We start from the raw sequence: 13,545 nt of genomic DNA, 5'->3' as shown, positions 1-13,545 counted from the left end.
CACTATTAGTGCATTTGATGCACCAAATTAACCATAGACTCAAATTAGAACATTTCATCTCATTGTTTTGTAAAGAGATTTAATATGGCATCAAAACTGCTCCTATTATGCCATGCCCAAGCCAGTTGCTACTGCTGGTCGATAGAGTATGAGTGATTCTCCTTACGCATAGAGATCTTGTGCTGTAGAGAACCACAACGCACCGTAGTAGATCCAACATGGAAGGGCTGAGTATCATGCATACAAGGAGTCTGCTATGTTCGTTCTACTCTCATCTCTCATTTCAATTGCAATCTTGCTCGTACTGTTTTATCTCTCCCACAAACGAGAGCGTCAACAAGAGCAAAAATATCAAGTGATCAGCACACTACGTGAGATTGTGCAACTTTTGAGACAGCATCGCAGCGCAACCCACTTGAGTCTTTTGTATAAACAAGTGCACTCTAGCGAAATCCATCGTACCCAAACGGAAGTACTGGCCAAATGCCAAGCACTGATCGAGCTTGCTTCAGGAGAAAGCAAACCGTTGTATCGGATTTTACTCAGTCAATATCAAACTCTATTCTCACACTGGCAGGAACAGAGCATTGCCAAGAATCAGTTTTTGCACGGCAAAATGCTGCGCCACACATTGTTTCTTGTCGATGAAACGACCGTGGCTTGGCTAGCGGAATCTGAGCGCGACGAATTAATTGATGAGTATCATTGTCATTGGCAGGTGATCATTGAAAATCTCGATGCATTGACGCAATTGCGTATTGCGATTCAAGACTTACATCAACCACAAGGAAGAGAACGCTTTGCACATTATGCTCAGCGCATGGTTAGGCGTTTGAATCAGCTCACTTTACTTAGCCCTTATCACATTGCAGCACCGGCGAGCGTAGAAGTCATACGCGAGCTAGAAATGTACGCTAACTTGCAGCAGGAAAAGTTGAACAAGGTTAACGCCTATGAGCTAACCTCGCTCATCTCAGCCACGATTTTCCGTTGCTACGATGAGATGCTGGATGAAATGATTGAGAGCCTCTACTTGCCGTTACCCAGATTAGCACTGCGTTTTAACTAGCATGCACTTGCTGCGAAGGACAATGCACCTACGGGATGCTGAGAAACAAAAAACCTCAAACATGGTTTGAGGTTTTTTGTTTAAATTCGTTTGCTTTTAATGTGTTTGGCTCTTCTTCCAAACCACCAATTCAATCCATAACGCTTCAAGTTCACTGATTTCTTCTTCTGTAAGTAAAGCAAGTGTTGAAGTCGTATGCGACGATGCACTTGATTGCAGTGAATAAATTTGCGAATAAAAATCCTTTTTTAATTGCGTCTTAATTGTATCCACTCTGATTACCCGTCAGTAAACCTACAATAACTGAATTAACTATTTCATATAATTTTCAAAAATGATAACAGCTTGCATGATAATTGCACAATTAATTGCTTGTTATGGAATAATTGTCACATTCTTTCTGTGTGAATATTTCGGATCGAAATAACAAAGAAAATGATCAAAATAACGACAGGAAAGATCCAAAGTAATAATGTACTGCTATTTATTGGCGGATTATATAACACCATATTGCCATATCGGCTGGCCATGAAGTCCACCACTTCTTGATCGCTTTTCCCATCATTTACTTGTCTATACACAATAAAACGCAGATCTCGCGCCACTTGCGCATTGGATTCAAGCAGATTCTGATTCTGGCATTGGGGGCAGCGCAGTTCCTTGGATAAACGTATTGCTCTCTCTTGCAGCTCGACACTATGAAACTGAAACAAATCAACGTGATTAGAGCTTGTATTCACGTTCTCTGCCTGACTAGAGAAAGAGACAAAAGCAATGAATAAGATAATCCATGTCGATAATAATGTTCTATTTAAAATACGTAGCAAAATGTTTATTCCACTGTTTTCGATCTAATTTACCTCGAAATTTGATCATTATTTCCCCATTAGGGTTTATTAAGTAGGTTTCCGGTGTGCCAATCACGCCAAAATCGATTGAGACGATCCCGTCTGGATCATAAATAACCTTGGAATAAGGGTTACCTTCACTTTCCAAATAGTCCAACGCTTCTCGCTTATTATCACGATAATTTAAGCCAATCACGTCAATACCCTGCTGTTTAAGCGACATAATAAACGTATGCTCATCTCGACAAATCCCACACCAAGATGCCCAAACGTTCATCACACGGTATTGATCGGAAATAAGATCTTGCGTTGTGATCGTATTCGCCGAAAAAAGATCTTTTGCATCAATATTGGGCAAGGGAATCACAGTGGCAGGCGTTGTGTGACCAGCATTTTGTCGTTCAATGCCCAAAACTGCGGTAAACGTAACGATGCCGACCATACTCACCAACACAAGCAACTTAATAACTTTGTTGTTCACAGTAGCGCTCCACCTTAACGCGTTGCTGAACTGGCTGCAATGCAGTGAACACCGCAGCAACAACCATCAAACCGCCTAGCCAGATCCACCAAATGTAAGCACGGTATTGGATCTTCAACGCATAGGCTTTGGGCCCGACTTTCTCACCCAGAGTCAGGTAGTAATCCCCATGCCAAAAAGACTTGATCGCGGGCTCTGTCATGTTCATAACCCTCACCGGATAATGACGTCTTTCAGGCAACAATTGAAATTGCCTATCGGCAAGGATGAGTGAGACCGACGCTCGCTCTGCGGTATAGTTTGGTCCAATGGACCAGTCAATCCCCTGATAACGAATGGAAAAGCCATCAAACTGATGGTACGAGTCAGGTTCCACACGAACATTTCGTTCAAACGAATGTTGGGCATTCATCATCGCGCCCAAGCACACCAATGCAATACCAATATGAGAAAGCACCATTGGCAGTTTTTGGCGCCTCTTTGTCGGTGGCATCACAAACAATAGCCGAAGGTGACTGACGCTCACCCAGGTCGTAACACACCAGAACAACAAAGTCATTGGCGCCCATACCTGCACTTGCAGCAAATAGAGCATGGCACCGAGTAACGCTGAGAGCACAAACTCCATCAAAACGCGTTTGCGGCTCTGAAACAGTCCTTGTTGCCATTTTAGTAACGGCCCCCAGCCCATTGCTAGCAGCCCTAAGAGGCTTAATGGCGCAATCATCGTATTGAAATACGGTGCACCCACTGAGATGCTTCCAAGCCGCAACAGCTCATAAATCATTGGGTAGAAGGTGCCAAGGAACACGGTACTGGTTGCGATCAATAACAGTCCCATCGCCACCAGCGTAAGGTATTGGCGACTTAGCCAATGGGTAATGGCTTTGGCGGGAATGCTATCGCTTTTGAGGATCAATAACGCAAAAGTGAGTAAAAAAATGAACGCCATGACTAGCAAAAGCACAATACCTTTGGTTGGATCCACGGCAAACGCATGGACCGATGTCAAAATCCCCGAGCGGACAATAAAAGTGCCGAGAACACTGAAACCGAAGGTCAAAAAAGCGAGCACATAGCTGGATTTATTGACCCCACCTTGCCGCTTTGATTGGACAAGTGTGTGTAACAAGGCGGTTGCTGTTAACCAAGGTAGCAAAGAGGCATTTTCAACCGGATCCCAGAACCACCAGCCTCCCCAGCCTAATTCATTGTATGCCCACCAAGAGCCGACAATAATGCCTAAGGTGAGAAAGCCCCACGCAACCATCGCCCAGTCTCGGCCAGCCTGAAACCAATGATGGATGGCCGATGGCTGTAACAACGCCGCCACCCCCAACGCCAGGATAGAAGCGAAACCAACATAACCAAGGTACAGTAACGGAGGATGCAAAATGAGCCCAACATCTTGCAACATTGGGTTGAGATCGCGTCCATCACTGGCCAGTGATGGCGCGTACTCGAATGGGTTTGAGGTTAACAGAGTAAACCAGGCGAAAATGGCGGTCAGCATGAGCATTACCGCAATATAATCGGCTTTATACTGCGATGAGAACTCATCACGAGATCGAATCAAGCAAGCCCACCAACTTAAGGTGACGACCCAAAACAGCATCGAGCCTTGATGTCCTCCCCAACTCGCCGCAATTTTAAAGATCACGGGTAATTGGCTATTGGAATGGCTTGCCACATAAGCCAATGCGAAATCATCCGCAACGAAAGCAAGAATCAGATACAACAAGGAAAAAGCAGAGCTGAGCGCCACTAAATACCCACAACCCAACATTAATGCGAGGGGTGTTTGCTTCGATAACAGTCGATTCATGGCGTGCAGTATCACTGCTACGCTACTGCCGACTGCCGCAAAAATCAGGCAAATTAGGCCCAGTTCTGCCTCCATCTATACTCCTTAATTAGACAACCGTCATCTGGCCAGCGTACAAAATAAACGTACGCAGCATCAAAACGCCAACCATGCTAAGTGTCGTGACCACAAAAATATAAGCATGTTTATGCCTCACTTCGGCTGGTACTAACCAGTTGAGTGCCAGCGGTAGCAACATACCAATCAGCACCACACCAACCCAAAACCACTGCGCCCAAAATCCACCAGAGATAGCATTCCAAGCCGCCATTTCCGCTTGTCCACCCGCAAAGATCAACCCGGTGAAGAATGTGACCAATACAAATAACTCAAACAAGACCACAGGACGCTCAAAGCCATGTACCCAACTGACACTTGGATCTTTTACTGACTCTTTAAACACCAAAATACCGAACATCAAACACGCGGCAGCACCTGAAGACAAACTGGAGAAAAGAAACAGCAGTGGCAACACTGGATTATTGAGCATCGGATACGTTTTCAATGCAGACAGCAGGAAACCCGTATAAGCCGCGAGCACTAACGCTAAAAAGGCCAAAAACAACTCGATGCTGTTTTCAAAACGCTTGAACCAGGTCAACAAACCATCAACAAAGGTCAACTTATCACCGAGAAAATCAACGATCGTTTTCTGAAAGATAATCCCAATCCAAACAAACAACACAGCCATGTACACTTGGAAGAGAATAACCCCCATCGACATAACGGAAGTTGGATTGTAGAAAATCATGATCTTCCAAAACTCAAGAGGTTTGGTTAAGTGAAAAATCAAGATCGTTAAACCCGAAATGATGCCAAACGGCGCCAGCCAAGCCATCGCTTTCATGATGCCATTTTGTGCTGGATCGCCGACAATCACCTTGCGTTTTAAGTACACGGTGATCATCACCGCCCCTGCAGACATACCGGCAAGGAAAAGATAGATCGCAATGATCCAATCCCAGACCAGAGAATCAAAGTGGAATGCAGATTCAAATCCGTTCATGCTACACCTCCCCTTTTTGATGTGGGATTTTGAATAATTTGGGTTTCGTGCCTAAGTGCACTTTATCTCGGTAATAGACCTTGTCAGTCAATACTCGATTCACGTCACTTTGCGGATCATTTAAATCACCAAAAATCAGTGCCTTAGTTGGACAAGACTCCACACATGCAGGTAGCTTGCCTTGAGCCAAATTGGTGTCACGACAGAAATTACATTTATCGGCCGAGTGATCAACTGGGTTAAAGAAGCGCACTTGATATGGACACGCGGCAAGACAATAACCGCAACCGACACATTTTTCTTTGTGTACATCCACGATACCCGTTTTTTCATCTTTGTACGCCGCACCAGTAGGGCAAACATAAACACAAGGTGGGTTTTCACAGTGTTGGCAAGATTTACGGGTGAAACGGTAATCGACATTCGGGTACTCACCGTGCGGCTCACTGCGTATGATCTCCAACCGACTCACACCTTCAGGAACCTTATTCACTTCTCGGCAGGCATCGGTACAAGCCGTACATCCGATACAGGCGGTCTCGTCGTGGATCATGCCATAACGAATCGCTTGACCCTTCTCCTCCTCCGCAAACGCTAAGCGCCCAGTCACCATAGAAGTGCCAGCAATGCCCGTTGTCATGATCAACGCACCACCACCAGCTAGGAAATTTCGTCTTGAACAACTCATATTACCTCTCCTCTTCTTTCTGGTTAAAGTCAGAGTGGCAATCCACACACATCTTGATTTTCTCTTTGCGCTCCAAGCCCAATACTTTAGCTTTATTGGCATGAACATCATGACAATTCGAGCAAGTCAGATTTTTCGCGTGCACATCATGGGTCCAACTGTCTTCTCGCAGATACTGAGGTTGGTGACAGTCGGTACAAGCACTGTTGGCTTTCAGAATAGCACTGGTGTCCATGAACACTTTTTCCGAACCTTGTTTAGATTGCGCCGAAGAGTATTTAGTAACAAGGGGGGCGCCCTCTCGGTGGTCTGGTCCAATGTTGTTGTGACATTCCGTACAGTTAACTTCTCGACCGAGAATTTTATGCGCATCTTCTCCATGAGAACCAGAAAGTGTTTCCTTCGAGTCCTTATGGCATTGAACGCATTTGTAATCACGGTCACGGATCAGTTCGACCTGGAATCGCGACGAGTCAGTGGCTTCTGTGGCTACAGAAGTGTCTGCTATCGCTGAGAATGAATAGCCATAGAAAGAGAATGCGAGAATAGATTTCAGCATTATGACTATGGCCAATTTTATATTGCCCATTTTATCCTTTCCTTATCCAAATAATAATTGAGAATCATTTTCAATTATTTCTTTGGTGATAAATTAATTCCTTCGAAATAACACGATTATTTCAAATGACATCAATTCTTATTTCGGAAAAGCCACAACGCTATACCTGTCAATCATCATAACTCTACTACTCTTTAGTAGTATCTATTTTTTGCTTAAAAAGCGACCTTAGTCACTCATTTTCTGTTGTGAAATTTTGCTAAATCATTGAGTTAAAAAAGAATAAATCTACCCCTTTAGGGGTATATAAATCTTATCGTGATAGCGATCACCTATCTAAATTGATCTAAAGCAATGAATATATTTTCGCCAATTCTTTTCTAAATGTTACTGACCTAATATAAACATCAGATCTCCAATTCTTATTTGGAAATAGCAAACTCACAACGCTGCTAATAAAAACGAATATGGAGATAACACCGTGAGCATAAAACACTGGATGGCTTCCTCAGTCTCAGTGACTGCCCTTGTGATGACAGCATTGCTGAATATCACTGCAGTTTCTGCAGAAGAAAAAGGACTGGTTGATCCGCGTAACGACGCATTTGAACAAAATCACCCAGACCAATATCAATCTTGGAAAAAAACCTCTGAAAGCGTCGAAATTGAAGATGCCTTAGCAGAAGATCCAAATATGGTGATTCTCTGGGCTGGCTATGGCTTTGCTAAAGATTACAACAAAGCGCGCGGCCACTTTTACGCATTGGACGATGTCAGACAGACACTGCGTACTGGCGGACCCCAAGATGCGAAATCAGGCCCAATGCCAATGGCTTGTTGGAGCTGTAAAAGCCCAGATGTTGCCCGCGTAATTGATGAGCGTGGCGAAGATGGTTACTTTGAAGGTAAGTGGGCACGTTTAGGGGCGGAAATTGCTAATCCTATTGGCTGTGCCGACTGTCACGATACTCGTAGCGAGAAGTTCAAAAACGGTGAGCCTGAGCTAGCACTGACCCGCCCTTATGTAGAACGCGCTTTCCAAGCGATCAACAAACCGTTTGAGCAGCAATCCCGCTTAGACAAACAAGCATCGGTTTGTGCTCAGTGCCACGTTGAATACTACTTCACTGGCCCAACCAAGGCCGTCAAATTCCCTTGGGATATGGGCACAGGCGTGCAACAGATGGAAGAGTACTATGACGCTCTAGGCTTCGCTGACTGGACGCATGCGGTCTCTAAAGCACCCATGTTAAAAGCGCAGCACCCAGGGTTTGAGACGTGGCGTGAAGGCATTCATGGCAAAAATAAAGTGGTTTGTGTTGATTGCCATATGCCAAAAGTGAAGAAAGAAGATGGTACCGTCTACACCGATCACAAAGTAGGTAATCCTTTCGACCGTTTCGAAGATACCTGTGCGCAGTGCCACACTCAGAGTAAAGATCAGCTACGTGAAATTGTCTCTACCCGCAAAGCGCAGGTACTAAACATGAAGTTGACTGCCGAAAAACAAATCGTAGCGGCTCACTTTGAAGCGGGTGCAGCGTGGAAAGCGGGCGCTACTGAAGATGAGATGAAACCAATTTTGCAAGATATTCGTCATGCTCAATGGCGTTGGGACTACGCGATCGCATCACACGGCGTCCATATGCACGCACCTGAAGTGGCACTTGAAGTGTTAGGCACTGCGGTCGATCGTGCAGCAGATGCCAGAACCAAGCTCGTTCGTCTCCTTGCCAAAAAAGGCATCACCGAGCCGGTTCAAATTCCCGACATTTCCAGCAAAGCTGCTGCACAAAAAGCACTTGGTATGGATATGGAGAAAATGAACGCAGAGAAACAACACTTCTTAAAAACCGTTGTGCCTGACTGGGATAAAGCGGCTGCGGAGCGCGAGTCTAAATACTAGCCAAGTACAATTAACCAAAAACGTCAGCCTTCAGGCTGACGTTTTTATTGAGCGATTGTTGCTTATTCTGGTTTGAACATTTCAAGCAAACCTGCGGCGTGAAAAGTTTCTGTCTGGATATGCGCTATCATGAAAATCAAAAGAATCAACGAAAATCCATAGTTAAAACGATTGGTTACTTTGACTTTTGTAACCTCACATCCGTTACTGGCCGCTTTTAAACCGACTAAAACAAACGGATAAGCAATAAGCATTACCATAATGATCGTCAGATAGGTTGAGAGTAGTTCCATCCTGGTTACCTCCCTATAAGAATACTTCCATATACCTAAACAATACCCTAGCAGCTTAGCGTTACAGTTCGCGGTCAGGCCACCTGTTTAAACACAGCAAACTCTTTGCTTAGAGTGAGTAAGCCAAACAACAACCTTGCTGACGCTTGCGCCAAGGAATTACCTGAGGAGGATAGCAGAGTTGGTTAGGAAAATGGTCATATGGCAGCACTCAGTTTCAAAAATACCGAAACCCATCTCATGTTTGGCAACATTTACTTGAACAACGCCAATTAATGGATCGCTTAGATTTCTTATCAACAAAACGCTTAACGAGTTGACGTCTGCATCAATGTCTTGGCTTGATCAATGGATCGGATGACCGATTCTCTGTCCAATTTAGGATCATTGGAATCCAGCAAATAGGTCCATGTATCAATCGCTTGCTGAAAACGAAAAGAGATAAAATGATCATTCGCGAGCAGCGATAAGGCGGCCTCATTGTAAGGTTCAAGCTGTAAGGCTTGCTCAAGCAAAAGGCTTACCTCACCACTCATTTGCTGAGATCCAAGGTAGTACAATGCGGTTGCTTTTGCCGCAAGTTGAGTAGAGGACGGCTGCTCGGTCAGCTGTATTGCATAGTCGAAACAGATCAAAGCAGCATCCAACTCTTTATTAAGCAGGTACCCTTGCCCAAGTTGAAACCACAACTCCGCATCATTCGGATTCTCTTTTAATTGAACTTGCAGTTGCGCCATCAAGTCCTCCACCGTCATGCTCTTTAACATCGTATTTTCTGGCTTTGGTTCAGGGCGGGAGCTCTGCAGTACACCATAGGTAATCACAGCACCAACCAGCGTTAAGAAGCTAAGTAGATACCATTGTTTCGCCGCCCATTTCGCGGCCGCCATCCAGATACTGATCAGAAAAAACAGCATCATAATTGTCGCGATAATTAACCAGCTATCCATATGATTATCCTTTAGAAAATGAGCATTCAGCTTAGCAAACTTTTTCAGCGCCCGCTTTGACCCATTGCCAACTTCCTATCGACAAAAAAGAAAAAAGCCAGATAGTTTGCACTATCTGGCTTTGTTATGTCGTTGCTAAGCAAGATTACTCTTGGTCGGCTGCGTCATCGTTGTCTGCTTGAGGAGCTTGTGTCTGAGGTGCTTGCTCAGTTGCTTCCGTTGCGTCCACTTCTTCGCCTTCTGGCAGCTCAGTTTCTTCAACTTCATCAATGCGCTGTAAGCCCACGACCGATTCGTCTTCTGCAGTACGGATCAGGGTGACACCTTGAGTGTTACGACCCACTTGGCTCACTTCCGCCACACGAGTACGTACTAGTGTACCAGCGTCCGTGATCATCATGAATTCGTCGCCGTCTTCAACTTGAACCGCGCCAACAACACTACCGTTACGCTCAGAAACCTTGATAGACACAACACCCTGAGTGCCGCGGCCTTTGGTTGGGTACTCTGACAACACAGTACGTTTACCGTAACCATTTTCAGTCACAGTCAGTACATCGCCTTCATTCTTAGGCACGATCAGCGATACAACTTGATCGCCGTCAGCGAGTTTCATACCGCGAACACCCGCCGCGGTACGGCCCATTGGACGTACACCTTTGAACTTGATCTCTGGCTGACCATTCTCATCAAGAACTGGTTGACCATTTTCATCCAGTACTGGGCTCTCTTCAGCTTCTTTGAAGCGCACCACTTTACCAGATTTAGAGAACAACATGATTTCGCTTTCGCCGTCAGTGATATCAACACCAATCAGCGAATCTTCGTCACGTAAGTTAACAGCAATAAGACCATTTGCACGTACGTTAGAGAATTGATCAAGTGAGGTCTTCTTAACGGTACCATCACCAGTCGCCATGAAGATAAACTTATCAGCACTGAACTCTGTCACAGGCAGAATAGCCGTAATACGTTCGTTTTCTTCAAGCGGCAACAAGTTAACAATTGGCTTACCACGAGCCGTGCGGCTGGCGAGAGGCAATTGGTATACTTTCAGGCGGTAAGTCTTACCACGTGTTGAGAACAATAGAATGTTATCGTGCGTATTCGCAACCAACAGACGTTCGATGTAATCTTCATCTTTCATCTTAGTTGCGCTCTTACCTTTACCACCACGACGCTGTGCTTCGTAGTCGCTTAGAATTTGGTACTTAACGTAACCTTCGTGAGAAAGCGTTACAACAACGTCTTCACGAGCGATCAACTCTTCCAAATCGATATCATGCGTAGCCGCTGTGATCTCGGTACGGCGAACATCACCAAAGGCATCACGAACCGATTGCAGCTCTTCACGAATCACTTCCATCAAACGTTCCGTGCTTGCAAGGATATGCATCAACTCTTTGATTTCGTCCAGTAGCGCTTTGTACTCATCTAGGATCTTCTCGTGCTCTAGGCCGGTCAGTTTGTGTAGGCGTAGATCAAGGATCGCTTGAGCCTGAGTTTCCGTTAGGAAGTACTGACCATCACGGATGCCGTACTGAGGTTCAAGCCAATCTGGACGAGCAGCGTCAGTCCCGGCGCTTTCAAGCATGGCAGCTACGTTGCCCAGATCCCAGCCACGAGCTACTAAGCCCGCTTTCGCTTCTGCAGGAGTCGCTGCGTTACGGATCAGTTCGATGATTTCATCGATGTTCGCAAGAGCCAGCGCCAATGCTTCAAGGATATGGGCACGATCGCGTGCTTTCTTCAACTCGAAGATAGTACGACGAGTGACGACTTCACGACGGTGATCAACGAAGCACTTCAACATCTCTTTCAAGTTGAATAGCTTTGGCTGGCCGTTATCAAGCGCAACCATGTTGATGCCGAAAGTCGTTTGCAACTGAGTTTGGGCGTAAAGGTTGTTTAGAACCACTTCACCCACTGCGTCGCGCTTACATTCAATAACAATGCGCATACCGTCTTTGTCTGACTCGTCGCGCAGTGCACTGATGCCTTCAACTTTCTTATCTTTCACCAGCTCAGCGATCTTTTCGATCAAACGAGCTTTGTTCACTTGATATGGGATCTCAGTAACGATGATGGTCTCTTTGCCATTCTTCTCGACTTCGATTTCCGCTTTTGAACGCATGTAGATTTTGCCGCGACCAGTTTTGTACGCGTCAATAATGCCTTTACGTCCGCTAATCAAAGCAGCCGTAGGGAAATCTGGACCAGGAATGTAATCCATCAGCTCATCAATCGTGATGGCTTCGTTATTGATGTATGCAAGACAGCCATCAATCACTTCCGTCAAGTTGTGCGGAGGAATGTTGGTTGCCATACCTACTGCGATACCGGAAGAACCGTTGACCAGCAGGTTTGGAATTTTCGTAGGAAGAACCGCAGGGATCTGTTCTGTACCGTCATAGTTTGGTACGTAATCCACGGTTTCTTTATCTAGGTCAGCCAAAAGCTCGTGGGCGATTTTCGCCATGCGAACTTCGGTATAACGCATTGCTGCCGCGGAGTCACCATCGATCGAACCAAAGTTACCTTGGCCATCGACCAGCATGTAACGTAGCGAGAACGGTTGTGCCATACGCACGATGGTGTCGTATACCGCACTATCACCATGAGGGTGATATTTACCGATTACGTCGCCGACGACACGGGCAGATTTTTTATATGGTTTATTCCAGTCGTTGCCTAGTACATTCATCGCGTAAAGCACGCGGCGGTGTACTGGTTTTAGGCCATCACGCACATCCGGAAGAGCACGACCCACGATAACGGACATCGCGTAGTCAAGGTATGAACCTCTTAGCTCATCTTCAATGTTTACGGGCGTGATCTCTTTAGCTAGATCGCTCATAGAGCCATTATCCCTCTATTTTCTGATCGTATGTACAATACGTGTAAGGTGCAAAAATATAACACACAATTCCCTAGTTCGGCATCACTTTCCCTGTCCTTTTATCAGGTTGTGACCTCGGTTGAGAATCAATCGAAGAGAAATTGCACATTTTTTGTCTATGCTGCTGATAAAGGGTGTAATTTTGACCAGTTCAGCACAAAAAGCAGTTTCTCTATGGAGGAAAAAAGCGAAGGCGTTATAATGCCGTCCTATTTTCAAGGAAGCAGAATCATCCAGAGCAGCGCTTATGACTAAAACACAAAACGTTGACCCAAACGAAATCAAAAAATTCGAAGACATGGCTTCTCGCTGGTGGGACTTGGAAGGTGAGTTTAAGCCACTTCACCAAATCAACCCGTTGCGTCTGGATTACGTACTGTCAAAAGCAGATGGTTTATTTGGCAAGAAAGTGCTCGATGTCGGCTGCGGCGGTGGCATTTTAGCCGAAAGCATGGCAAAAGAAGGCGCTGTTGTGACGGGATTGGACATGGGCAAAGAACCCCTTGAGGTTGCTCGTCTGCATGCTCTTGAAACCGGTACCAAACTCACGTATATCCAAAGCACTATTGAAGATCACGCTGCTGAAAATGCACAAATGTACGATGTCGTGACATGCATGGAAATGCTAGAGCACGTTCCCGACCCACTGTCTGTAATTCGTTCTTGTGCCGCACTGGTTAAACCGGGCGGCCACGTGTTCTTTTCTACCTTAAATCGCAATATCAAATCGTATCTGTTTGCGATTGTTGGTGCGGAGAAACTATTGAAAATCGTTCCCGAAGGAACACACGACCATGACAAGTTCATCCGCCCTTCTGAATTGATTAAGATGATCGACCAAACCGATTTGTGTGAACAAGGCATCACCGGCTTGCACTACAACCCGCTGAGCGACACCTACAAATTAGGGCGTAATGTTGATGTCAATTACATCGTTCACACTCAGAAGTTTTAACGTAAAGTGAATGTATTTTTTAAAGGC

The 13,545-nt window shown here is 45.4% G+C and carries 13 protein-coding genes; 3 read left to right on the top strand and 10 right to left on the bottom strand.

Annotated elements, in window-relative coordinates; genetic code table 11:
* Positions 1-256 precede the first annotated feature (256 nt).
* Positions 257-1,069: a hypothetical protein gene (locus CIK04_RS20230; protein ID WP_045613763.1), complete on the top strand. Its 813-nt coding sequence runs from the start codon at positions 257-259 to the stop codon at positions 1,067-1,069.
* A gap of 96 nt (positions 1,070-1,165) precedes the next feature.
* Here the strand turns inward: CIK04_RS20230 and CIK04_RS32790 are convergent, their stop codons facing one another.
* From CIK04_RS32790 to nrfB, 7 genes are all read right to left on the bottom strand, one after another.
* Positions 1,166-1,342: a hypothetical protein gene (locus tag CIK04_RS32790; RefSeq protein WP_011149954.1), complete on the bottom strand. Its 177-nt coding sequence runs from the start codon at positions 1,340-1,342 to the stop codon at positions 1,166-1,168.
* A gap of 116 nt (positions 1,343-1,458) precedes the next feature.
* On the bottom strand, positions 1,459-1,896 hold the full coding sequence (gene nrfF / locus CIK04_RS20225; RefSeq protein ID WP_097353069.1) for a heme lyase NrfEFG subunit NrfF: 438 nt from the start codon (positions 1,894-1,896) through the stop codon (positions 1,459-1,461).
* The gene (locus CIK04_RS20220) at positions 1,877-2,398 is read right to left on the bottom strand and encodes a DsbE family thiol:disulfide interchange protein (RefSeq protein ID WP_097353070.1); all 522 of its coding nucleotides are present in this window, start codon (positions 2,396-2,398) and stop codon (positions 1,877-1,879) included. The genes nrfF and CIK04_RS20220 overlap by 20 nt, the downstream gene beginning before the upstream one ends.
* Positions 2,379-4,298 (bottom strand): heme lyase CcmF/NrfE family subunit, encoded by a 1,920-nt coding sequence (locus tag CIK04_RS20215; protein WP_097353071.1) that lies wholly within the window; start codon positions 4,296-4,298, stop codon positions 2,379-2,381. Before CIK04_RS20215 ends, CIK04_RS20220 begins: the two co-directional genes overlap by 20 nt.
* Positions 4,299-4,311: 13 nt before the next feature.
* Positions 4,312-5,268 carry a cytochrome c nitrite reductase subunit NrfD gene (gene nrfD, locus CIK04_RS20210; protein ID WP_017790663.1) on the bottom strand — a complete coding sequence of 319 codons (957 nt, stop codon included), beginning with the start codon at positions 5,266-5,268 and terminating at the stop codon, positions 4,312-4,314.
* 1 nt (position 5,269) lies between these two features.
* Positions 5,270-5,956, bottom strand: a complete 687-nt coding sequence (gene nrfC / locus CIK04_RS20205; protein ID WP_039540081.1) for a cytochrome c nitrite reductase Fe-S protein — start codon at positions 5,954-5,956, stop codon at positions 5,270-5,272.
* Between the two features lies 1 nt (position 5,957).
* Positions 5,958-6,545, bottom strand: coding sequence for a cytochrome c nitrite reductase pentaheme subunit (gene nrfB, locus CIK04_RS20200; protein ID WP_097353072.1), 588 nt, complete (start codon positions 6,543-6,545; stop codon positions 5,958-5,960).
* Positions 6,546-6,996: 451 nt separating this feature from the next.
* Here nrfB and nrfA point away from each other — a divergent pair, with 451 nt between their 5' ends.
* On the top strand, positions 6,997-8,421 hold the full coding sequence (gene nrfA / locus CIK04_RS20195; RefSeq protein WP_097353073.1) for an ammonia-forming nitrite reductase cytochrome c552 subunit: 1,425 nt from the start codon (positions 6,997-6,999) through the stop codon (positions 8,419-8,421).
* Between the two features lie 62 nt (positions 8,422-8,483).
* Here nrfA and CIK04_RS20190 read toward each other — a convergent pair whose 3' ends face one another.
* From CIK04_RS20190 to gyrA, 3 genes are all read right to left on the bottom strand, one after another.
* Entirely contained in the window at positions 8,484-8,714 is a 231-nt protein-coding gene (locus CIK04_RS20190) for a hypothetical protein (protein WP_039540077.1), read from the bottom strand.
* Positions 8,715-9,022: 308 nt separating this feature from the next.
* A complete protein-coding gene (locus CIK04_RS20185; protein WP_097353074.1) occupies positions 9,023-9,664 on the bottom strand; it encodes a hypothetical protein in 642 nt (213 codons plus the stop codon).
* 145 nt (positions 9,665-9,809) lie between these two features.
* Positions 9,810-12,521, bottom strand: coding sequence for a DNA topoisomerase (ATP-hydrolyzing) subunit A (gene gyrA / locus CIK04_RS20180; RefSeq protein WP_097353075.1), 2,712 nt, complete (start codon positions 12,519-12,521; stop codon positions 9,810-9,812).
* Between the two features lie 289 nt (positions 12,522-12,810).
* On the opposite strand from gyrA, the gene ubiG reads away from it, so the two are divergent.
* Complete coding sequence (ubiG, locus tag CIK04_RS20175) at positions 12,811-13,518, top strand: bifunctional 2-polyprenyl-6-hydroxyphenol methylase/3-demethylubiquinol 3-O-methyltransferase UbiG (RefSeq protein ID WP_011080845.1); 708 nt, start codon at positions 12,811-12,813, stop codon at positions 13,516-13,518.
* Positions 13,519-13,545 lie beyond the last annotated feature (27 nt).

The sequence above is a fragment of the Vibrio sp. 03_296 genome (assembly GCF_002265885.1).
Note: the sequence above shows the minus strand (reverse complement) of the source record. Positions and strands in the feature narration are given on the sequence as shown.